The sequence below is a fragment of the Halobacterium jilantaiense genome, assembly GCF_900110535.1.
In the GTDB taxonomy this organism is placed as follows: Archaea; Halobacteriota; Halobacteria; order Halobacteriales; family Halobacteriaceae; genus Halobacterium; species Halobacterium jilantaiense.
Genome location: NZ_FOJA01000001.1, coordinates 2513542 through 2535232, shown reverse-complemented (window position 1 = coordinate 2535232; position 21691 = coordinate 2513542). Strand labels below are relative to the sequence as shown.

Genomic DNA, 21691 nt, shown 5'->3' with positions numbered 1-21691 from the left:
GCGTCGTCGTCTCCGTGAACGCTCGTCTCAGATGGCGTCCCCGGGGTCGTGTTCGTCGGCCATCCGCCGCGCCTCGGCCGCGTACCGCTCGCGCTCGTCCTCGTCAGACACCTCGCCGAGATTGTCGGGGTCGGCGTCGACCGCCGCCGTCGTGTCCCGCGTGTCGCTGAAACTCGTGAGCGCGCGCTCCTTCCGGAAGTACTGCCGGCCGTCCGGGGTCGCGTACGTGAGAATAATCAGATTCTGTTCGTCGTCCGAGTACGTCCGCTCCACCAGCCACACGCGCACGGTATCCGGTTCTGTCATACGCGAGCCTACGGTTCCTCGGAGGAAGTGTGTGGCGTCAGACAGTCGGCGGGACAGCCCGACCGCCGACGGAAACCGAGTCCAGTTCGCTCGGCGCACGGCGACAGCTCACGTCCCACGGACGAACGCCCGAGAGTGGCCGTGCTCACACCGAAGAGAAGTACGACTGCCCGAACCGCAGCAGGTCCCGGTCGAACTCGTCCGGGTCGTCGATTCGGAAGTGGAAGAGCCGATTCCGCATGTCACCGATTTCGAGCACGAGCTCGCGAATCACGTCCTGCTGGTCGTCGAACAGCGGTTCGAACTCCTCCCAGTGAATAGAGAGGAACTGGGCGTAGTGCGCGTAGCTACAGTGCTCGACGGACGCCGGCGTCGGCAGCGGATGCTCGTCGTCGAACGTCTCTGCCAGCTGTTCCGACAGCGAGTCCCCGAACACACGCGTGAAGATGCTCCGTAACTGCATCTCGATCGACTCGATCAACAGGAACGGCTCGAGCATCTGTTTCAGCCGCGTCAGCAGGTCGTAGTCGGTCAGGATACGCCACTGGTCGTCCCGCTCGACCACGATGTACGTGTACTCCGCGAGCGCGTCGAAGACGGACAGCAGATTCTCGTCCTCGCTGATGGTGTGGGCGTCCTCGACCGCCGCCCCGACCGATATCTTGTCCAGTGTCTTGTGCCCGACCTCCAGCTGGTGGAACGCGAGGAGCGTCCGGACGACTGACCGGTACGTGACGATTCCGACCAGCTCGCCGTCCCGTTCGACGCCGATCTGCGTGTAGCCATCCTCGAACATCCGGCGAAGCGCCGACTCGAGTCCGAGGTCGTACTCGACGGTCTGGAGCGGGTTGTCGATCGGCAACTCAGCGATTGTGTACATCAGTGCGTGGGTGGAGCGTCGGCGTGTAGATAACTATGCGTTTCCCTCGAAATCAACACGCACACGCGCCATCGTGAAACATTTGCGTGAGTGTCACAGCCACTGGCTCGGCCGGGCGACGCGCGAGGGAGACATCCCGCCAGCGACCTGAGCCTGCTCGGGCCATCGAAGCCCAGTGTCGGGTTCACGGAGACGCACCCCACACATTCCGTATCGCGGCATGTGATTTATCGTGGACGCCGGGCCGGTGAGTTCGGGAAAATCAGTACGTTGAATTGGCTGGCAGGGCCAGTAGACAGTATGGCTAGCGAACTCGACCACGACTGCCCGAACTGCGGCGAGGAGCGGACGTTCTACCGGACCGCCGCGACGAACCTCCACCTCGGCCTGAAGACGAAGTGGGCCTGCCCGGAGTGCTCGTTCGGCTTCATCCGCATCAACGGCGACATCTCCTCGGCGTCGGCGTAGTCCGACTGGACCGCTGTTCTGCGTGCACTCGTACCGCCAGCGGTGCGTCCGTGTCGACGAACCCAGGGCACCGCCGAGGAGCCGGCTGGCGTCCCAGCCACTGAGGAGTGCTGGAACGCGCCGACTCGCGCGTGCGTGTGACGACTTGGGGGCCTGACGGTTCGGCGAGCCGAGCGGACAGCCAACTAAGCTCCGGTGTCCCGTCCAATTCGTCGGCCGAGCCGGGGCGCTCGGACGGCTCAGCTGCGTAGCCGAACGAGCGGGGCGAGTCCCGGGTTCGCGAGGAGTTTTGGCCGTTTCCGGTGTCTGGCACCGGCGAGCGCCCGCAGAGACGTAGCAAATAAATTTTATATCGCAATATCAAATTGGGGGTTCGGCGTGCTGCAGACGCAAGGAATACTGCACAGGTCTGAGGCGTTCACTCGGCAGAACTGAGCCACCGCAAAAACCTGCTCACAAGCGGATGCCCGAATGCCAGGCCACTTTGAGATGTGCTTGCTAACAGGGCGCTGTCGAACTCCGGCTCTCTGGAGAACTGGCAGGTGGCTTGCCGTGTGGGTCTATTCGCTTGCTGGTGTCTGATGGACGGCGAAGTAGTACAGCGGGACGAATCCCGGAACGACGAACGGATAGACGAGCGGGCCGACGAAGGCCGACGCGTTCCTGGCGACCCCGACGATGCCTGTGACAGTGACTAACACGTACCCGAGACAGGTCGCGTAGAGCGCGGTGGACGCTCCGAGAGACCAGAACGCGACTGCGAGCGCGATCGTCGCTAACTGTCCCCAGGCTCCGACTCGAAGCCACGTATCCGAGTCCCGACTCATTTGAATGCGTATATGGAGCACCACAATTAACCCGTTCATCGCGAGAGACGGACTGCTCCAGCAACCGCAGTCCCGATTCACGATACTCACTCACGGTCCGCCGCGAGTAGTAGTGCCAGGCTGACGACCTGTATCTACGAGAAGCCGTCTGTCCGCCCGACCGCTGATTCGACGAGTCAGAGCAGGAGCACAACGATAGCCGCAGCGGCGAGGGAGGACGGAACGAAAGAGAGGAGGCCGAGCGACGGCGCAGTGACCCACGTTCGGCCGCTCACTAGGCTTAACTCGAACGGTTCCATTCGACACGGCGTGGTCGCGACGGAGAACACGGTCCTGACGGACCGGCAGGTGGAGGTCCTCGAACTCCGGCAGCAGGGGTACACGCAGCGAGAGGTGGCCGACCGACTCGGCACGACGGACTCGAACGTCAGCGCTGTCGAGCGCGCGGCGCGAGCGAACATCGAGAAGGCCGAGCGGACGCTCGAACTGGTGGCGACGCTGCGCGCGTCCGTCCAGTTCACCGCCCCGGCCGGCGAGAGCTTCGACGACCTCGTCGACGAGGTGTACGCGCGCAGTGACGAAGCGGGCGTCACGGTCGCGTACCCCCGCCCGAAGCTGTACTCGGTGCTCTACGAGGAACTGTCGGCGGCGGCGTCCCAGAATCAGCTCGCGGTCCCGGTCAAGGTCGGCGTCTCGACCGACGGCGACGTGACCGTCCACGTGGCGGAGTCACCGGACGGCGGAGACGACGCCCCCGGTTCGGACAGCACTAGCAGCGAGTGACTCGAACGCGCGCCAGACGGGGCCGCAGCGAGTCTAGAGCGGCGCTACCGCAGTCTGCGGCCGGTCAGTCGAGGTCGTGCCAGGACAGCCGGGGGTTCCGGGCGGCGGCCGTCTGGTCGATTCGGCGGGCGGTCGTCCGGTTCGGCGCGGACGCGAGCGTCTCGTCGTCCTCGCCCGCGACCGCGTTGAACGCGTCGGCGAGGTCGTCGAGACCCGATTTCGTCTCAATCTCGGTCGGCTCGGTCATCAGCGCCTCGTCGACGAGTTCGGGCCACTTCGTCGTCGGCGGGTGGACGCCGTAGTCGAGCATCCGCTTGGCAACGTCCGCGGCGTCCTGGTCGCCCGCGCTCGCGACGAACTCGTGGTGGAACGGCCCGAGCGGGATGTCGTAGTCGAGCTGTTCGGCGAGGTAGTTCGCGTTCAGGACGGCCTTCGCGGAGGCGTCGCCGAGGCCGTCGTCGCCGAGCCGGTCGATGTACGCGAACGCCTTCACGAGCACCGGCCAGTTGCCCTGGAAGCCGTGGACCTTCCCGACGGAGCGCTCGGGCGTGTACAGCTCGTACCCATTCGTGCCCTCCCTGATGTGGGGATCTGGGAGGAACTCGGCGAGGTCCTCGGTGACGCCGACGGGCCCGGCACCCGGACCGCCGCCGCCGTGCGGGGTGGCGAACGTCTTGTGGACGTTGAAGTGCATGATGTCGAAGCCCATGTCGCCGGGGCGCGCACGGCCGAGGAGCGCGTTCAGGTTCGCGCCGTCGTAGTAGAGGAGGCCGCCGGCGTCGTGGACCATCTCCGCGACGGTCTCGATATCGCGCTCGAACAGCCCGAGCGTGTTCGGGTTCGTGAGCATCAGTGCGGCAGTGTTCTCGCCGAGCGCGGCTTCGAGGGCGTCGAGGTCGACGCGGCCGTCGTCGCCCGACGGAATCTCCACGACGTCGTAGCCACCGAGCGCCGCGGACGCGAAGTTCGTGCCGTGGGCGGCGTCGGGGACGACGACCTCGTCGCGGTGGCCCTCGCCGTTGGCCTCGTGGTAGGCCTCGGCGAGCAGGATGCCGGTGAACTCGCCGGCCGCGCCCGCGGGCGGCTGGAGCGTGACGGCGTCCATGCCGCCGATGCGGCCGAGGTAATCCTGAAGGTCCGCCATGAGTTCGAGGGTCCCCTGAAGGGAGCCCGCCGAGCGGTCCGGGTGGACGGCGGCGGCCGGGAGCGCGGCGGCGTCCTCGGTGAACCGGGGATTGTACTTCATCGTGCAGGAGCCCAGCGGGTACGGGCCGGAGTCGACACCGTAGTTCTGCTGGCTCAGCCGGACGTAGTGCCGGGCGAGCTCGGGCTCTTCGACGCTCGGCAACTCGATTTCGTCGCGCGTGAGGTCGTCGGGGAGCGGCGAGTCGACGTCGACGCTCGTCTGGTCTTTCTCGCTGAGCAGCGGCTCGTTCGTGTCGTCGTCCGCGGGCCCGTATCGGGCCTGGTCGTAGTGCTCCATCACTCGGTCACCTCCCTGACTGCGGCGACGAACTCGTCGGCCGCGTGCGCGTTCGCGTCCGTGATACACACCTGTAGGATGTGGTTGTCGACGGCGTGGACCGCGAACCCTTCGGATTCGAGGTCGCTGGCGACGGCGGGGGCGGGCTGGTCGGTTCGCGCCTGGAACTCACGGACGTGGTGGCGGTCGTGGATGGGGGCTTGGATTCCGCGAATCTCGTTCAGGTCGGCGGCGAGGTCCCGGGGGAGTTCAACGAGTTCGTTCGCGAGGTCGACGAGGCCGTCGGCCCCCAGCCACGCGGCGTGGATGCCGGCGCGGAGCGCGACCCACGCCTGGTTCGTGCAGATGTTGGAGGTCGCGCGCTCCTTCCGGATGTGCTGTTCGCGCGTCTGGAGCGTGAGCGTGAACGCCCGCGTGCCGTCTTCGTCCTCGCTGACGCCGACGAGCCGGCCGGGGACCTGCCGGAGGAACTCCTCGCGCGTGGCGAACACGCCGAGGCCCGTGCCGTAGCTCGTCGGCATCCCGAGCACGCTGGCGTCGCCGACGACGACGTCCGCGCCGACGTCGACGGGGCGCTGGAGGACGGACATCGCGACGGGGTCCGAGCCGAGACAGAACAGGGCGTCGTGGTCGTCGGCGAGGTCTCCGACGGCACCCAGATTCTCCTCGACGGTCCCGAGCGTCGTGGGGTTCTCGGCGTACACCATCACCACGTCGTCGTCGACCGTGGCTTCGAGGGCGGCGAGGTCCACGTTACCGTCGTCGGTGCCGTAGCGTTCGACGGTGACGTCCGAGCCGCCGGTGTAGTTCTTGAGGACGCTGACGTAGTTGTCGCGGACGTACTCGGGGACGAGCACGCGGTGGCCGTCTGCGGCGCGCACGCGCTTGGCGAGCAGCGCGGCCTCGGCGAGCGCGGTCGCCTCGTCGTACATCGAGCAGTTCGCGATGCCGAGGCCCGTGAGCTCGACGAGGAGACTCTGGTACTCGAACAGCACCTGGAGGAACCCCTGCGTGACCTCCGGCTGGTACTGGGTGTAGGAGGTGATGAACTCCGAGCGCTGGGAGACGCTGTCGACCAGCGACGGGACGTAGTGCTCGTAGTGGCCGCGCCCGAGGAACTCCGTCAGGTCGTCGTTCTTCGACAGCCGGCGCTTCGTCTCGCGGAGCGCCGCCTGCTCGGACTTGGCGTCGATGCCGAACTCGCCGTCGAAGCGCACCGACTCGGGGATGTCGAACAGTTCGTCGACGTCGTCGACGCCGACGGCATCGAGCATCGCCTCGGTGTCCGCCTCCGAGGGGGCGGCGTACGGACTCCCGCTCATCGTCGCCCTCCTCCCGCGACGCAGACGGTTCCGGTAGCTACCATGCCGAACGCTAGCGACCACGCGGTAATGATACTCCCGGTTCCGGAACGGGTCGAACCCCGAAACTGTACAGCTTCGTGCATATATTTAAACCACTGCGTCACGCCTTACTCACGAACGAGTGGTTGGGTGGCAGCAATTGCGTCCCGACAGCCAACGAGAAGCTCGCCATCGCGCCAGCCGACAGCCAGCATCCGCGAGCCGAGCGGCGGGCGGTTCGGAGCGAAGCGAGAACCACCGACTGCGCGAACGAGCAGAGCGAGTGGCGCAGGCCGACGAACCATCGAGGCCGCGCGCTGCGCGGCCGAGGTGGTGAGAAGTGCTTTTAGCGTAGCTTTTGCCAGGGAGCGCGCCGAAGGCGCGCGACCGCAGCAAAAGGTACCTAGGCGATCTGCTCTTCGTACTCGTCGGCGTCGAGGGTGTCGTCGAGGTCGGCGTCGTCGAAGTCCAGTTCGACGAGCCAGCCGTCGCCGAACGGGTCGTCGTTGACGAGTTCGGGGTCGTCGGCGAGGTCGTCGTTGACGGCCGTGACTTCGCCCGAGACGGGGGCGTAGATGTCGGAGACGGCCTTGATTGATTCGACGACGCCGAACTCGCCGCCGGCGTCGACGTCGTCGCCGACGCCGGGGAGTTCGACGAAGACCACGTCGCCGAGTTCGTCCTGCGCGAAGTCGCTGATGCCGACGCGGCCGGTCTCGGGGTCGATCCACTCGTGCGATTCGAGGTAGTGCAGGTGTTCGGGTACGTCGAAGCTCATTGGTCTAGGAAGGGGGGTGTGGTGATGGTCGCCTGTTTGCCGGTGCCGCGGACCTGGACGTGGACGGTCGTGCCGTCCTCGGCGTGGTCGGTGTCGACGTAGCCGAGGCCGATGGGCTCGCCCAGCGTTGGGCTCATGGTGCCGCTCGTGACGACGCCGATGTCGTCGCCGTCGGGGGTGGTGATGTCGTAGCCGTGCCGGGGGACGCCGCGCTCGTCGAGGGTGAGGCCGACGAACTGCTGGTCGAGGCCCGCGTCCTCCTGAGCGGCGATGGCGTCGCGGCCGACGAACTCGGTGTCGAGGTCGACGACGAATCCGATGCCCGCTTCGAGGGGCGTCCGGGGTTCGTCCTCGGGGTGGAAGTCCTGGCCCGAGAGCAGGAAGCCGTACTCCATGCGGAGCGTGTCGCGGGCCCCGAGCCCGCAGGGCTGACAGTCGTTCGCGAACGCGCCCCAGACGGCACCAGCGCCGTCGGCGGGGAACACGAGTTCGAAGCCGGCTTCGCCCGTGTAGCCGGTGTTCGCGACGAGCGCGTCGACGCCCGCCACGTCGGCGTCCGTCGCCTCGAACATCGAGAGGTCCAGTGCGTCCTCGCCCGCGCGGTCGGCGACGAGGGCGGGCGCGTCGGGACCCTGGACCGCGACCATGCCGTAGTCGTCGGTGACGTTCTCGACGGTGGCGTCGAGGCCCTCGTCGTCGCGGTAGTCCGTCCAGCGGTCGTAGGCGTCCTCGTCGTGGCCGGCGTTCGGGACGAACAGGAACTCGGCGTCCCGGCCGTCTGGGAGCCGGTAGACGACGGTGTCGTCGTGCATGACGCCGTTGTCGTCCGTGATGGCGGCGTACTGGGCGTCCCCGGGGTCGAGCGAGGCGACGTCGTTGGTGGTGAGCCGCTGCATCAGGTGTTCGGCGTCAGGCCCGGACACCTCGATTTCCCCCATGTGGGAGACGTCGAAGATGCCCGCGGCCTCGCGGACCGCGGCGTGTTCCTCCTGGATGCCCGCGAAGTCGACTGGCATGTTCCAGCCGCCGAACTCCGTGAAGGAGGCCCCGCGGTCCTCGTGCCTGCCGTACAGCGGCGGCGTTCGAAGACCCATACTCCGAGGGTCGTCGCCCGGGAAGTAAGGCTTTCGTAAATCGGAACGCCCTCAGACGTCGTGCTCCGGGATGCCCGTGAGCGTGTGCGTCATCACGCCGAGGACGACGCCGTACAGCCAGTGACCGACCAGCGTGACGACGAGGAAGACGGCGTCCGTGAGGGTGTCGCCGCCGGGCCAGAACAGGTAGAGGAACGTGACCCAGAACAGCGTGCTCATCGTGACGCCGCGCGCCCACCGCGGCTCCCGCGGCGGGAGGAAAGTCGCGGTGACGACGAAGAACAGCGGGAGCGCGAAGACGCCGCCGAGCGCGAAGACGAGGACGCCGACGAGCGGGCCGCCGTCGACCAGTGGAATCACTTCCAGCAGCGGGTCGACCTCGAACACGCCGAGCACCAGCGGGACGCCGGCGACGACCGGTGCCATGGCGACGAGTCCGGCCAGCCCGCCCGCGAACGCCGCGAGCACGACGCGGGCGGTGATCGGTTCGTCGACGGACGCGTACCGCGCTTCCTCGACGGTCGGAACTGGAGAGAGCGACATACACCACGTGTCGGTGTAGAGACCGGGAAGTGTACCGCCAGCTTTGTTGCAGCGTTCCGGCACGCTCTTGGCTGGCCGTCTCCGAGGTGGCGTATGGACCGACTGCGGGAGCTGCTCGGGACCGACGCGGGCGGCGTGGCGCTGTTCGTCGACGGCCCGAACGTGCTCCGCGAGGAGTTCGACGTGGACTTAGACGACGTGCGGGACGCGGCCAGCGAGGTGGGCGCGCTGGCAGTGACCCGGCTGTACCTCGACGAACACGCGACGCCGTCGCTCATCCAGGCGGGCGAAGCCCGCGGCTACGACGTGCGCGTGACCAGCGGGGACGTAGACGTGAAACTCGCCGTCGACGCCACCGAACTGGTGCTCGACGACGGCGTGGACGTGCTCGCGGTGGCGTCCCGGGACACGGACTTCAAGCCGGTGTTCGAGCAGGCCGAGCGCCGCGGCGTCCGCACGCTCGCCATCGCGCCCGGTGAACACGGCCGCTCGGACGCGCTTCGACACGCGGCGACGGACGCCGTGGTGCTCGGCGACGACGAGTAGGCGGAGAAAGCGAGGCGACAGTGGTGCTTCGCCTCAGATGTCGATGTCGATACCGCCGTCGGAGTCGGCCTCGGCTGCGGGCAGCGCCCCGGCGATGACGCTCGTGAACGCGTCGAGGCCACGGGTCTGGTACCAGACGGAACCGCCGCCAGTGAACTCCATCACGAGGCCTTCGCCGCTGAGCAGCGTCGACTTCAGGCCGCCGACGCGCCGGGCGTCGAAGTCGACGGTCTCCTCCCACGCGACGACGTGTTCGTTGTCGACGACGTACGACTCGCCGGGGTCGAGGTCGACGCGTTCGACGCCGCCGAACGCTTCGAGGAACACCGTGCCGGTGCCCGAGAGCGCGAGCGGCGTGATGCTCGCGCCTGCGAGCAGCGACTTCAGGCCGCCGAACTCCGAGGACACGTCGAGGCCCGGGTCGGACGCGAGGAACGCGCCGTCGACCGCGTACAGCGTCTCGCTGTCGAGGTCGTGCTGGGCGATGTCGCCGGGTTTCGGCGGCGCGAGCGTGACGCGGCCGGGTTCGTGCTCGGCGAGGAACTCGTTTGCGAACGCGGACTCGCCGCCGAGCATCGACTTCGCGGAGCTCAGGAGGCCGCCGCGGGTGGTCGACGTCTCGATGCTGACCTCGGGGGAGTGGCTGACCATCGCGCCGGGTTCGGCGAGGATGGACTCGCCGGGGTCGAGGTCGACGACGAGGTGAGCGTACGACGGCTGGTGGGTGATGTCTACCTGCATGTGAGTCAGGACGGAGTGTCCACCCGGGGATTCCGCGGCATCCGAGTTAAGGGTTCGCAGGGGTTTCACCGCCTGCAGCAGTCGGGCGTCGGCTCGCGACGAACAGGCTTTCGGGCTGCGAGCGCGAACGCGCCGCCATGACCGAGTTCGAGACGCCGGTGCTCGACGACCACCTCCACCTCGACGCCGAGAACCAAGGGCTCGACGCCGTCCGCGACTTCGCGCGAGCGGGCGGCACGCACCTGCTCGTCGTGAACAAGCCCTCCTGGCACCTCGGCGTCGAACCCGAGTCGGGGCCGGACTTCCGGCCCGTGTTCGAGGAGACGGTGCGGCTGGTCGACGAAGCGCGCGAGATTCTGGACGGCGATGCGTGGCCGGTGCTCGGCGTCCACCCCGGCCTGATATCTCGGCTGGTGGACGAGCGCGGGTTCACCCCGGAAGCGGCCCGCGACCTGATGTGTGCCGGCATCGACGAGGCCGCGGACGTCGCGAGCGAGGGGCGCGCGGTCGCGCTGAAGTCCGGCCGGCCGCACTACGACGTGAGCGACGCAGTCTGGGCGGCGTCCAACGACGTCATCCGGCACGCCTGCGAGCGCGCGGCGGACGTCGGCGTCTCACTCCAGTTACACACCGAAGCCACGAGCGACCTGACTGGGGTCGCGGAGTGGGCGGCGGACGCCGGGCTCGCGCCGGAGAAGGTGGTGAAACACTACGCGAGCGGCCGGCTCGCGGGCTGCACGCCGAGCGTGATGTGCGAGAAGGACTACCTCGAAGCGGCCGTCGAGGCGGGCGAGCCGTTCCTGATGGAGACGGACTTCGTGGACGACGCCGACCGACCGGGCGCAGTCATGGGACCGAAGACTGTCCCGCGGCGCGTCCGCTGGCTGCTGGAGGACGGCCACGACGACGCAGTCCGGATCGCGCACGTCGAAACGCCGGAGGCCGTCTACGGCATCGATACGCGGGCAACGCTGGACTGAGTCCTCTCCGTTGGCGCTATCGCGCCAGCAGAGCCCGTAGCGGCGAACGCAGGGGCTGCTCCGCTGAAGGAAAGGCCTTTGTCTCGCGCGGCCGGCCGTTCGGGTATGAGCGCCCCCGAAGAGGAGTTCTACTCCGAGGAACGCTGGCAGAACTGGCTCGACCGCCTCCGCGAGGAGGAACTGGACCCCGAAGACGAGGACTCGGCGCGTCTCCTCCTGAACCTCCAGGACGACGTCGCCATCGCGGTCGCGAAGATTCTGAAGGCGTACGACGACGACGAGCTCGGACAGGACGAGGGGATGGACGAGCTCGCGGACATCCGCGAGGTCGTGCTCGCCGAGCCCGCGTTCGACGACGAGGACAAGCTGATGCTCGTCGACGGCGTCCAGACGAGCCTCGTCGCCGTCTTCTACAGCGCCGAACAGTACGTCGCCGACGGCCCCGCCGACGAGGCGTCCGTCGACGAGTACGTCCACGCGGCCGTCGACGCCGAGAGCGAGGAGGACCTCGACCGCGCGCTCGGCCTCGTCGCGGCCGGCGGCACCCGCGTCATCGACGGCGACGATCTCGACATGACGCTGCTGGAGGACGTGGAGTACGGCCTCGTCACGGAGTGGGTCAACGGTCTCGACAGCCTCCAGAGCGCGCTCTCGGACCCCGAAGTCATCGAAGACGACGACGACTGACCCGGTAGCCGCCGCGTTTATACCCCTCGGCTCCCGACTTCACCCAACCGTGCGATTCAGGGACGACACCCGGGGGGTGACGGTCCAGGTGGGGGCAGTCTTACTCTTCGCCACCATCATTATCGCCCTCTCGGTCTACCAAGCGACGGTCGTCCCGGCGGAGAACGCCGACGTCGAGTACCGCCACAGCCAGCAGGTTCAGGGGCAGCTCGTCGACGTGCGGAACGCGCTCGTGTCGACAGCCGAGACCGGGAACGCGCGCCCGGCGACGGTCTCTCTCGGCACCGAGTACCCGAACCGCGTCTTCCTCGTGAACCCGCCGCCGGCCGCGGGCACGCTCAGGACGGACACCTACGACGACCCCCGCATCGAGGTGTCGAACGTGAACGCGACGAACAACGAGACCCGGCAGTATCTGGACGGCTCGTGGGCGCAGCCGACGAAGGCGCTGTCGTTCGTCCCCGGGTACAACGAGTACCGGAACGCCCCGCGGCTGCGCTACGAGGCGTCTCTGCTGTCGAACTACTACCCCGAGCAGAACACGTCGGTGCCGCTGACCGACCAGCTGCTCGTCGACGAACAGACCCGGACGGTGTCGCTCGTCGCGCTGAACGGCTCGCTGGGCACGTCGCGGTCGTCCTCGGTCGCGGTGAATCCGAGCGCCCTGAGCGCGCCCGCCCAGCGAGTGCAGGTCCAGCCAGAGACTCCGGGACAGCCCGTGAACGTCACGATTCCGACCGTCGTGAACGCGAGCGTGCTGCGGAACAGCACGAGCCTCGGCGATAATCCGAACGTCACCGTCACCCAGAACGGCACCGACCGAGTGACGCTCAGTATCGACTGGAGCGGACCGTTCACGCTCCGCACCGCGAAGGTCGGCGTCGGCAGCGACGCGACGAATCCGCCACCGCACTACCTCACGCTCGTCGAGAGCGACGACGACAGCGTCACGGTCGAGGCGCGCGACGAGTACAACAACCCAGTGTCTGGGACACGGGTGAACACGTCAGAGCCGAGCGTGTTCGATGACGATGACGGGGAGAAGCGAACCAACGAGGACGGGCGAGTGACGTTCGATGTGGACGGCGACCAACCCGAGACCGAAGTGACGTTCGGACTCGTGAACGGCGAGGGGACGTTCAAGCAGCGGACTGTGAACGAGACGGTCGGATCCTCCTCCGCGTCGGTCAACGGGAGTGGCGGGGCGGTCGTCTACCTGAACGATTCGCGGTCGTTCGACGGCCAGGACGGTGGCGACACGACCGGCGGCTTCAACTTCACCGTCCGGAACGACCACGCGAGCCAAGTCAATCTCACCGACGTGACCGTGCTGCCGGAGGACGACGAAATCGATGGACTGTCCGACGCCGCGACGAGCGAGGGACGCCGGCAGAGCGAACTGTACGCGAACACAACCGAAGAGAACGTCACCGTCGACGTGCCGACGGGCACCGGCGAGTACGGCTACGTCGGTTCGCGGGGGCTGACGCTGTCCGTCGAGGAGAGCCGGACGGAGCGGACCGCAATCGGCGACGATTTCTCGACAAGCGAGACGACCGTCCTGAATGCGGGGCTAGGAATCAGCAGCGGTGAGACCGCGACCATCGAGGTCGGGGAGTTCTACCGCGGCGTGACGACGGATACGCCGGAGGCCGTGAACGTGACTGACGAGAACTTCCGAGTCGCCGTCTCCTACGAGCGCGACGGCGTCCGCGAGACCGACTCGTTCGTAGTCTACCCCAGCGCCTCATCCGGAGACGACGAGGGTGGCGGCGGTGGTGGGTCGGCGCCGTCGGCCACGATAACCGAAACCTCGAATCGCGGGAGCAGCGGCCAGTTCGGCGTGAGTTACTCGGCAACGGCGAACGGCGACGGCGACCTCGAGAGGGTGTCCGTGGAGGCCGCGCCGCTGTTCAGCGGGCCGACGCTGACGGCGTCTAGGGGGGTCAGCGGCGAGAGCGCGACGGGGTCGTTCAGACTCAGGGGGGCCCCGGACATCGTCTACGTGGTGACCGTCACGGTCAGGGACGCCGACGGGAACACCGGCAGTGATACTGTCTTCCACGTCACGTAGGTATTCGACTTCTGTCGAAATGCCTATCGACAAGCCCATAAGCCCCTCCTGAGTACGCCCGGCTATGACAAGCGTCGGCATCGACGCCATCGAAATCTGGACGGGGAAGCTGAAACTCGACCTCGCGGAGACGTTCGCGCCGGAGATGGGCGACGACCCCGAGAAGTACACGAAGGGACTGGGGCTGCACGCGTCGTCGTTCCCGGACGCCTACGAGGACATCGTGACGATGGGCGCGAACGCCGCCCACCGGCTGATGGAGCGCAAGGGCCTCCAGCCCGACGACGTGGGCCGAATCGACGTGGCGACGGAGTCGGCGTTCGACAACTCGAAGCCGGTGTCGACGTACATCGCGGGCTGCCTCGAACAGGTGTACGACGGCGACTTCCACCACGCGAACAAGGGCGAACGCAAGTTCGCGTGCATCGCCGGCACCCAGAGCCTCGACGACGCCGTGAACTGGATTCTCGCGGGCCGGAACCGCGGCCGGGGCGCGCTCGTCGTGGCGACGGACACCGCGCTGTACGCCCGTGACTCCTCCGGGGAGGCGACCCAGGGCGCGGGCGCGGTCGCGATGTGGATTACCGAGGACCCGGACGTCGTCGAACTCTCGACGGAGCAGGGCTACGGCTCCGCGGACGAGACGGACTTCCTGAAGCCGAACCAGCAGTTCCCGAGCGTGGACGGCAAGCGCTCGATGCAGGTGTACCTCGCGCGGATGCGGGAAGCGCTGCAGGACTTCGAGGGCGTGATGGGTGCCTCCCACCCCGACGACTACGCGTACATCCCGTTCCACACGCCGTTCCCGGGGATGGTGCGGAAGGCGGCCGTGCTGGGCTACCGCCACATGATTCGCGGCACCGAAATCGAGGACGAACTCGCTGAGGACATCGGCCGGCAGCCCCGCCGCGACGACTTCGACGACCAGGAGTCCTTCGAGGACGCCATCAGCGAGTACGTCGACGGGCTGACCGACACGGACGCGTACCGTGAGTGGTACGCCGACACCATCGAGCCGACGCTCTCCATCTCCAGTCAGGTCGGAAACTGGTACACGGGCTCCGTCCACATCGCGCGGTTCAGCGCGCTCAAACACGCCGCGGAGAACGACATCGACCTCGCGGGCCAGAAGCTGCTCGTGGCCTCCTACGGCTCCGGCGCACAGGCCGAAATCCACGCGGAGACAGTCCAAGACGGCTTCGAGGAGTCGGTCGCGGCGTCGAACGTCGACGAGCAGATTGCCGCGCGCTACGACATCAGTTTCGACGAGTACGAGCAGGTCCACGACCGCCACAACCACGAGAAGAGCGTGGAGCTGGAGCCGTTCACGCAGCCCGACAGCGAGTTCGTCTTCGACGGCTGGGGCCCGATGAACGAGCGGAAGTACACGTACGTCGAGTAGCGGTCCGCGCGACTGATTTTCGCGTCGCTGGGTGCGGGAGACGAGAGCCGCGACTGCGACGCGCGCGAGGACGGTCTGTCAGGCGTGACCGCGGAGCGCGGCGAGCATCTCGTCGACCGGCATCTCGGTCACGGCCAGCGAGAAGCCGTCGCGGTTCGCGAGCGCGGGCGCGTGCTCCCAGAGTTCGTCCGGGGAGAGCCCGTGGAGGAGGACGGCGCTCGGGGTCGGGTCGACGACGCGCATCGCGACCAGCGGGCTCTCGCCGCGGGAGACGTTCGTGAACCCGAGGACGCGGCTCGTGGACTGGCCGTAGAGCCGGTAGAAGCCGTCGCCGGAGAGCCGGCGGATGGCCGCGATGGAGTCGATGACGGTGTGGCCGGAGACGGTGTCGCGGTCGCCGCGCACGACCTCGGTGGCGTCGACGCTCGCCCAGAGGTCGTCGAGCGCGATGGTCGCCGGGTACTCGCGGAGGTCGAGAACGACGTCGCTGTCGAAGCCCGCCGACAGCACGCGAGCGAACTGCCCGATGTGGGTGCCGCCGCGGCGCTCGTCGATGTCCAGCAGGGCGTTGACGAGGCGGCTGACGAGCGCGATACCCGGGCTCTTCCGGCGGCCGCTCTCGTAGTCCGAGACCACCGACGAGGAGACATCGAGTTCCTCGGCGAGCGTGGTCTGGGAGACGTCGAAGTCGGTGCGCCACTTGCGGAGCGTCGCGCCGGGGTCGTCGCTGAGCGTGACTTCGCCGGCGATGCGCACCGCGAGCCCCTCCCGGGGGTCCTCGTCCATGTCCGGATGTGGCGAGCAACCGGGGAAAAACCTACCGACCGAGTTCGGCAAACGTCGAACGGCAAGAAACATTGCCCAATGGCACCGACTCTCACGCATGCCCTCGACGGTCGTCCACGTCGCCTTCGGGGCGCTCGTGGCGACGGCGCTGCTCCGCGCGTTCGACGCCCGCGCCCTGGCCGCCGTCTGCGCGTTCGCAGCGCTCCCCGACCTCGACACGTTCCTTGGGCTCTGGGTGCCCGGCGGCCACCGCGCACTCCTGCACACAGCCCTGCTACCGCTGTTACTCGGCGTCCTCGTCGCCTGGGACGCCCGGCAGGCCGACTCCTGGCTGCGGGCGCGGTTCGGCGACCGCGGCCCACACGTCGCCGGTGTCGGCGTCGTTGCGCTCGCCGTCGGCGGCATCGCCCCCGACCTGATGACGAACGGCGTGAACGTCCTCTACCCGGTCCACGACACATTCTACGCGTTCGACGGCGACCTCCAGCTGTCGAACCAGCGCGGCGTGGTTCAGACGTTCGTCGAACTCAGCGGCGAGGAGGCCGACAGCGTCGTCGGCACGACCGCGGACGTCCACTACCAGACCGGCGTCGACGTCGCGCGCGGCGAGGACCCCGAGAACGCCGAGCGGCTGTTCCCCGTCGTCTCCTCCGGGATGCAACTGGTCGTCGTGGCAGCCGCCGCCGTCGCGGTCGTCGGGCGCTGGCGGCGGGAGTGAGCCGCCGGGAGGGCAACCGCTAACTCGGGGCGGCCGGAAGCCAGCGCATGGTCAGACCCTACGAGCCGGGAGATGGGGACGCTCTCTGGGAGCTCAAACGCGGCTTCGAGACCGGCCTCGGCGAGAACACGGGCAGCGACGAGAAAGGAGACAGATACGACGCGAAGCTCACCGACGACTATCGCCGGCGGTGGCTGGACTGGGTCGCGCGCTGCGTCGACGAGGACGCCGGCTGCGTCCAGGTCGCCGAGCGCGACGGCGGCCTCGTCGGATACGCGTTCGTCCTCCCCGAGTCGCTGTCGTTCGTCTGGGACGCCGCCGTCCTGAACGAGATTTACGTCGAGCCGGCCCACCGCGGGGAGGGCGTGGCCGACGACCTGATGGCGGCAGCCATCTCCGTCGCGCGGGACCAGCACCTCCCGCTCGACCGCATGGTGCTGGACGTCGACCGCGAGAACGAGCGCGCGCAGTCGTTCTACGAGCGGTACGGTTTCGAGCACTGGGGTGAGATGGTCGCCCGCGACCTCTAGCGCGTCACCGCACCGAGCACGCCGCCGAGCGCGCCGAATACCACGGGGTAGACGATGCCGGCGAGCAGCACACCGAGCGCGTAGTCGACGTGGACGGTGGCGTCGCCGACCGAGTACCGGAAGACGAACAGGCCGATTGCCGCGAGCACGGCGTAGCCCGCAGCGACGGTGACGCCCGCGCGAGCGCCGGACTCGACGTCGGTCGCGTCGGCGTACCGCGCGACGACGAACCCGGCCAGCAGCAGGACGACGACCGGGACGAGGTACAGCAGCATCGGCGCGTTCCCGTCCGCGACGAGGTTCTGGGCCGTCCGGCCGCTGCCGAGCGCGGGCGTCGTGAACGCGACGTTGTGGGCGTTGTAGTACAGCCAGCCGACGACCTGCCAGGTGGGAATCGGGTCACCGCCAGCCAACTCCACGAGGAAATTGATGACTTCGAACGACTCTGAGACCGAGTTTCCTTGCCAGAGGTACGTGACGAGGTAGCCGACCACGTAGACCACAGCCCCGGTTACAGCGCCCGCCCCGATGCTCGACTGTTCCGTCGGCGTCGTCTCGACTGAATCCATGTCCCGCCCTGCGCGAGGCTCCGGGAAGTCACTTCCGGCCGGCGGTCCGCCACTCCGACTGGGAGATCGTGTACCGCACCTGGTCGACGCCGCCCTCCGACCCGGCAGCGACGTTCCGTAACAGTCCCTCGCGGCGGCCGCCGTGGCGCTCGACGTACGACTCGATGGCGCGCCGGGACTGCTCGTTGCCGGCGTCGTGGCACACGGCGACGACGCCGAAGTCGAGGCGGTCGAACGCGAGTTCGAGCAGCGCGTCGGCGCGCTCCCCGGAGTAGCCGCGCCCCCAGTACTCCTTGCGCAGCCAGACGCCGAGCGTCGCGCAGTCCGCAGCCCAGTCGCAGGTCAGCGCGCAGGTGCCCGCGAGGACGCCGCGCTCGCCGTCGAGCGACCCCGTCAGGGAGTCCGGCGTCGGCTCCGACGCCTTCGGTCGGACGGCGTACGTCGCGATGTCGCCGTCCGCCCAGGTCTGCTCGAAGTGCGCGAGCGTCTCCCGCGAGGCCTGCACCGACTCGTGTGGCTCCCAGGTGAGGTGTTCGGTCACCGCGTCGATGTGCGGATTCCGGTCGGAGGCCGCGCGATAGAGCTCCAGGACGGGAACGTTCTCGCGGCAGCAGCGCTCCAGACGCAGGCGTTGCGTAGTGAGGACCTCGGGGAATCCGGGGTCGGGGTGTGAGTCACCAGTCATCGTTGGCCCCGGTCAGCGCACCCCCGAATCGGCTGCGTCGCCCGACTTCTTGTCGTCACCGGACGCCTGCCACGTGAGGGTGACGCGCCGGGTCTCCCCGTCGGCGTCCTCGCTGTGCTGTTCGATGACGTCGACGTCACCGCCGGGGCGCTCGCGGCGCGGCAGGCCGTCCGTGCGCGGCCGCATCCCCCGGTAGTGGCCCGTGATGTCCTCGCGGAGGTCCTGGAGGTACTTCGCCAGTCGGTCGCCGCGCATCGAGTCGTCGACGTCCGTGTCGTACCCCACCGCACCGCCGCCGACACCGCCGGGTGTCCCCGAGGAGTAGTTCCCGACCACGGCGTTGACGACCGCGCCCAGCAGCAACACGAACGCCGAGAAGTAGAGGTACGTGACGACGATGACGACGCCGCCGAAGAAGCTCCCCGCGGTCGGGTCGCTGAACGCGAGGTACACCTGGAAGAGCGCCTGGAACGCCGCCCAGCCGACCGCCGCGAACAGCACGCCCGGCAGCACGCTGCGCCAGCCGAGGTCCACGTCGGGGAAGACGTAGAACATCGGGTAGAACGCGAGGACGAGCCCCGCGACCAGCACCAGCGGCGTCAGCGCGTCGACGTACGGCACCGTCTCGGAGAACGCCGCGAAGACGGCAGCCGCACCGACCGTGACGACGACTGCAGCGACCAGCGCGACGAACACGACGACGCCGTCCTTCAGCGTGTCCACGAAGCTGCTCTCGCCGGTCGTCTCGTAGATCTCCGAGAACGCGGTGTCCAGCCCGCGGAAAATCTTCAGCGTCCCCCACAGCACCACGACGAGACCGACGACGGAGGCGGTCCCGCCTGCGGCGTCGCCCTGGAACACCTGCTGGACGACGTCCGCGATGGGGCCGGGCAGCCACGTCCCGCTGGCCGTCACGACGCGGTCCTCGAGGCCGCCGCCCACGACTGACACCACGAGGAACAACACGACGAGCAGCGGCGCGAGCGAGACGAAGGCGTTGTACGCGAGCCCCGCCGCCATGAACGGGACGTTCTTCTCGGAGAACTCCGAGAAGACGCGCTCGCCGAACCCGGTCGCGTCGGACAGTACGGACATACCGGACGTACGCGACCAATCTGGAAAACTCGTGTGGCGTCCGGCCCCGATTTCGGCGAGTCGCGCTCGCTCCCCGCGGCGGTCGCCCGGCGCGTCACTCGTCGGGGGGTGCCTCCTTCCGTCCCGTGAACTCGGTCGGCTGCAGCCGGAAGAACTCGAAATCCGTCTCCACGGGTGCCCGCTCGAAGACGTCCACGAGCGGGATGTCCACGCGCCGGAGCGCCTCCAGCGCCGACGTCGAGACGGCGTCCTCGTCGGTCGACTCCAGGTCGCCTTTCGCCACTACGCTGCGCCACCCCTCGTCGGTCTCCCCGTACACGACGAACGACACCGCGGCGTCCTCGGGGTCGGGCTTCTCCGTGTCCGCGTGGTACGCGAGCCGGAAGAAGAACGACTCCGTGTCGTCGTCGTACCCGTACGAGACCGGAATCGAGTGCGGCGGCCCGCTCGCGTCCGCGAACGAGACCACGCCAGTGCCACCGGCACCCAGGAACGCGTCGCGCTCCTCGGCGTCCAGGTGAACGCCTCTCGTGTGACTCATACTGACAACTACGCGAGGCCGCCGCAAAACTGTGGGGGCGACTGCCGGCTCACGAATGGGCTGCCACGTTCCCTCACTTCGCTCGGGAACGCTGTTCGCGGCTCCCGATAGTCACCGCTCACAATAACGTGCCCTCACTGCGTTCGGGCACGCTCTCCTCACGGCTCGCTCCGCTCGCCGTTCGACCATCCGGGGGACTCCCTCCGGTCGTCCCCACGCTCCGCGGGTCGCTTCGCTCCCCGCTCCGCCTCGTTCCCTCCCTTCGGTCGGGAACGCTGTCCGCAACACCTAACCGGAACTCCTGCCTACCCGAGAGCAATGGTAGACTGGACGGAGAAGTACCGTCCGTCGTCGCTCTCCGAGGTCCGGGGCAACGACAAGGCCCGGGACGCGCTGGCGGAGTGGGCGGAGACGTGGGAGGACCACCGGGAGGCGGTCGTCGTCCACGGCAGCCCCGGCGTCGGGAAGACGTCGGCGGCCCACGCGCTCGCGAGCGACGCCGGCTGGGACGTCGTGGAGTTGAACGCCAGCGACCAGCGCACGGCCGACGTGGTCGAGCGCGTCGCGGGCGAGGCGGCGAAGTCGGGGACGCTCACCGGCGGCTCCGGCGGGAAGAAGCTCGTCCTGCTGGACGAGGCGGACAACCTCCACGGGAACGTCGACCGCGGCGGGAGCGCGGCCATCACGCGACTCGTGAAGGAGGCCCCGCAGCCCGTCGTCCTCGTCGCGAACGAGTACTACGACATGAGTTCCGCGCTCCGGAACGCCACGCAGGACATCGAGTTCCGGGACGTCTCGAAGCGCTCCATCGTCCCCGTGCTGCGGGACATCTGCCGACGGGAGGACATCGACTACGACGAGGACGCGCTGAAAGCCATCGCCGAGCAGAACTCCGGAGACCTGCGGTCCGCGGTCAACGACCTGCAGGCGCTCGCGGAGACCGACCGCAAACTCACCGAGGACGACGTGGTGATGGGCGAGCGCGACCGCTCGCAGGGCGTCTTCGACTTCCTCGACGGCCTCATCAAGACCCACGGCGCAGAGGAAGCGCTGCAGGCCGCCTACGACGTGGACGAGACGCCTGACGACCTCCTGAACTGGGTGGAGGACAACGTCCCGAAGGACTACTACGGCGACGAACTCGCGGTCGCGTACGAGTTCCTCTCGAACGCCGACATCTGGCTGGGCCGCGTGCGGGCGACCCAGAACTACTCGTACTGGCGGTACGCGACCGACAACATCGCCGCCGGCGTCGCGGCCTCGCGCCAGCACGACCACGGCGGCTGGACGCGCTACGGCCCGCCGAGCTACTGGCGGAAACTCGGGAGTTCGCGGGCGACCCGAGAGAAACGCGACTACGTCGCCCGCCACATCGCCGAGACGGCGGGCTGCAGTATGGCGACCGCGCGCAACGACGTGCTGCCGTTCCTCGCGGCGATGACCCACCACTGCAAGAACCGGGAGCTGACGGTGGCGATGGCGGCCGCCTACGAGATGCAGGAAGAACACGTCTCCTTCGTCACGGGCTCGGGGGAGACGACGAACAAGGTGGAGTCCATCGTCGCCGACGCCGAGGAGCTCCGCGAGGCGGCGGCCGTCGACCACTCGGGCGGCGCGTTCGAGGGCGCGGTCAGAGACGACGAAGACGAGGACGACCAAGACGTGCTGGCGGACGACGACGAGGAGACAGCGGCCGACGACGAGCACGACTCGGGCGACGACGACAGCCAGCGCGGCCTCGACGAGTTCTTCTGAGGCGGGTGTCATCGGTTACCGAGACGTGCAGAATTTGCGGGGGAAACAGCCCGACACCCGAAAAAATGTTTTATAGG

Annotated in this window: 24 protein-coding genes; 10 read left to right on the top strand and 14 right to left on the bottom strand. The window is 68.3% G+C overall.

Features of this window, described 5'->3' with window-relative positions; genetic code table 11:
* Window positions 1-27: 27 nt before the first annotated feature.
* Together BMW35_RS13225 and BMW35_RS13220 are read right to left on the bottom strand one after the other, a co-directional pair.
* Entirely contained in the window at window positions 28-306 is a 279-nt protein-coding gene (locus tag BMW35_RS13225) for a DUF7967 family protein (protein ID WP_089670011.1), read from the bottom strand.
* Between the two features lie 145 nt (window positions 307-451).
* The gene (locus BMW35_RS13220) at window positions 452-1186 is read right to left on the bottom strand and encodes a CBS domain-containing protein (protein WP_089670010.1); all 735 of its coding nucleotides are present in this window, start codon (window positions 1184-1186) and stop codon (window positions 452-454) included.
* A gap of 300 nt (window positions 1187-1486) precedes the next feature.
* Between BMW35_RS13220 and BMW35_RS15725 the strand changes: the two genes are divergently transcribed.
* Window positions 1487-1654, top strand: coding sequence for a DUF7838 family putative zinc beta-ribbon protein (locus BMW35_RS15725; protein WP_177170846.1), 168 nt, complete (start codon window positions 1487-1489; stop codon window positions 1652-1654).
* Window positions 1655-2214: 560 nt separating this feature from the next.
* Here BMW35_RS15725 and BMW35_RS13215 read toward each other — a convergent pair.
* On the bottom strand, window positions 2215-2481 hold the full coding sequence (locus BMW35_RS13215; protein ID WP_089670009.1) for a hypothetical protein: 267 nt from the start codon (window positions 2479-2481) through the stop codon (window positions 2215-2217).
* A 309-nt stretch (window positions 2482-2790) separates the two neighbouring features.
* Here BMW35_RS13215 and BMW35_RS13210 point away from each other — a divergent pair, with 309 nt between their 5' ends.
* Window positions 2791-3264 (top strand): Tfx family DNA-binding protein, encoded by a 474-nt coding sequence (locus BMW35_RS13210; RefSeq protein ID WP_089670008.1) that lies wholly within the window; start codon window positions 2791-2793, stop codon window positions 3262-3264.
* A 64-nt stretch (window positions 3265-3328) separates the two neighbouring features.
* On the opposite strand, the gene gcvPB is transcribed toward BMW35_RS13210, so the two are convergent.
* From gcvPB to BMW35_RS13185, 5 genes are all read right to left on the bottom strand, one after another.
* Entirely contained in the window at window positions 3329-4747 is a 1419-nt protein-coding gene (gene gcvPB / locus BMW35_RS13205) for an aminomethyl-transferring glycine dehydrogenase subunit GcvPB (protein ID WP_089670007.1), read from the bottom strand.
* A complete protein-coding gene (gcvPA, locus tag BMW35_RS13200) occupies window positions 4747-6069 on the bottom strand; it encodes an aminomethyl-transferring glycine dehydrogenase subunit GcvPA (protein ID WP_089670006.1) in 1323 nt (440 codons plus the stop codon). Before gcvPA ends, gcvPB begins: the two co-directional genes overlap by 1 nt.
* A 424-nt stretch (window positions 6070-6493) precedes the next feature.
* On the bottom strand, window positions 6494-6868 hold the full coding sequence (gene gcvH, locus BMW35_RS13195; RefSeq protein WP_089670005.1) for a glycine cleavage system protein GcvH: 375 nt from the start codon (window positions 6866-6868) through the stop codon (window positions 6494-6496).
* On the bottom strand, window positions 6865-7962 hold the full coding sequence (gene gcvT, locus BMW35_RS13190) for a glycine cleavage system aminomethyltransferase GcvT (protein WP_089670004.1): 1098 nt from the start codon (window positions 7960-7962) through the stop codon (window positions 6865-6867). Before gcvT ends, gcvH begins: the two co-directional genes overlap by 4 nt.
* A gap of 51 nt (window positions 7963-8013) precedes the next feature.
* Entirely contained in the window at window positions 8014-8505 is a 492-nt protein-coding gene (locus tag BMW35_RS13185) for a DUF6789 family protein (RefSeq protein ID WP_089670003.1), read from the bottom strand.
* Between the two features lie 93 nt (window positions 8506-8598).
* On the opposite strand from BMW35_RS13185, the gene BMW35_RS13180 reads away from it, so the two are divergent.
* Entirely contained in the window at window positions 8599-9051 is a 453-nt protein-coding gene (locus BMW35_RS13180) for an NYN domain-containing protein (protein ID WP_089670002.1), read from the top strand.
* 33 nt (window positions 9052-9084) lie between these two features.
* On the opposite strand, the gene BMW35_RS13175 is transcribed toward BMW35_RS13180, so the two are convergent.
* On the bottom strand, window positions 9085-9792 hold the full coding sequence (locus BMW35_RS13175; protein ID WP_089670001.1) for a TIGR00266 family protein: 708 nt from the start codon (window positions 9790-9792) through the stop codon (window positions 9085-9087).
* Window positions 9793-9929: 137 nt separating this feature from the next.
* On the opposite strand from BMW35_RS13175, the gene BMW35_RS13170 reads away from it, so the two are divergent.
* The 4 genes from BMW35_RS13170 (at window position 9930) to hmgB (ending at window position 14935) form a co-directional block, all read left to right on the top strand.
* On the top strand, window positions 9930-10772 hold the full coding sequence (locus BMW35_RS13170; RefSeq protein ID WP_089670000.1) for a TatD family hydrolase: 843 nt from the start codon (window positions 9930-9932) through the stop codon (window positions 10770-10772).
* 105 nt (window positions 10773-10877) lie between these two features.
* Window positions 10878-11459, top strand: coding sequence for a DUF2150 family protein (locus BMW35_RS13165; RefSeq protein WP_089669999.1), 582 nt, complete (start codon window positions 10878-10880; stop codon window positions 11457-11459).
* A gap of 49 nt (window positions 11460-11508) precedes the next feature.
* Window positions 11509-13533, top strand: coding sequence for a hypothetical protein (locus BMW35_RS13160; protein WP_143052205.1), 2025 nt, complete (start codon window positions 11509-11511; stop codon window positions 13531-13533).
* Window positions 13534-13597: 64 nt separating this feature from the next.
* Window positions 13598-14935 carry a hydroxymethylglutaryl-CoA synthase gene (gene hmgB / locus BMW35_RS13155; protein WP_089669997.1) on the top strand — a complete coding sequence of 446 codons (1338 nt, stop codon included), beginning with the start codon at window positions 13598-13600 and terminating at the stop codon, window positions 14933-14935.
* Window positions 14936-15013: 78 nt separating this feature from the next.
* Here the strand turns inward: hmgB and BMW35_RS13150 are convergent, their stop codons facing one another.
* Complete coding sequence (locus tag BMW35_RS13150; RefSeq protein ID WP_089669996.1) at window positions 15014-15721, bottom strand: helix-turn-helix domain-containing protein; 708 nt, start codon at window positions 15719-15721, stop codon at window positions 15014-15016.
* 97 nt (window positions 15722-15818) lie between these two features.
* On the opposite strand from BMW35_RS13150, the gene BMW35_RS13145 reads away from it, so the two are divergent.
* On the top strand, window positions 15819-16439 hold the full coding sequence (locus BMW35_RS13145) for a metal-dependent hydrolase (RefSeq protein WP_089669995.1): 621 nt from the start codon (window positions 15819-15821) through the stop codon (window positions 16437-16439).
* Window positions 16440-16486: 47 nt separating this feature from the next.
* Window positions 16487-16969, top strand: a complete 483-nt coding sequence (locus BMW35_RS13140; RefSeq protein WP_089669994.1) for a GNAT family N-acetyltransferase — start codon at window positions 16487-16489, stop codon at window positions 16967-16969.
* Here BMW35_RS13140 and BMW35_RS13135 read toward each other — a convergent pair.
* The 4 genes from BMW35_RS13135 to BMW35_RS13120 all read right to left on the bottom strand — a co-directional run bounded on the left by BMW35_RS13135 (window position 16966) and on the right by BMW35_RS13120 (window position 19859).
* Window positions 16966-17538, bottom strand: coding sequence for a DUF7978 family protein (locus BMW35_RS13135; RefSeq protein ID WP_089669993.1), 573 nt, complete (start codon window positions 17536-17538; stop codon window positions 16966-16968). The genes BMW35_RS13140 and BMW35_RS13135 overlap by 4 nt on opposite strands.
* Before the next feature lie 28 nt (window positions 17539-17566).
* Entirely contained in the window at window positions 17567-18223 is a 657-nt protein-coding gene (locus BMW35_RS13130; RefSeq protein ID WP_089669992.1) for a GNAT family N-acetyltransferase, read from the bottom strand.
* Window positions 18224-18235: 12 nt separating this feature from the next.
* Complete coding sequence (locus BMW35_RS13125; RefSeq protein WP_089669991.1) at window positions 18236-19318, bottom strand: YihY/virulence factor BrkB family protein; 1083 nt, start codon at window positions 19316-19318, stop codon at window positions 18236-18238.
* 94 nt (window positions 19319-19412) lie between these two features.
* A complete protein-coding gene (locus BMW35_RS13120) occupies window positions 19413-19859 on the bottom strand; it encodes a pyridoxamine 5'-phosphate oxidase family protein (RefSeq protein ID WP_089669990.1) in 447 nt (148 codons plus the stop codon).
* Window positions 19860-20177: 318 nt separating this feature from the next.
* Between BMW35_RS13120 and BMW35_RS13115 the strand changes: the two genes are divergently transcribed.
* Entirely contained in the window at window positions 20178-21614 is a 1437-nt protein-coding gene (locus tag BMW35_RS13115; protein WP_089669989.1) for a replication factor C large subunit, read from the top strand.
* Window positions 21615-21691: the final 77 nt, after the last annotated feature.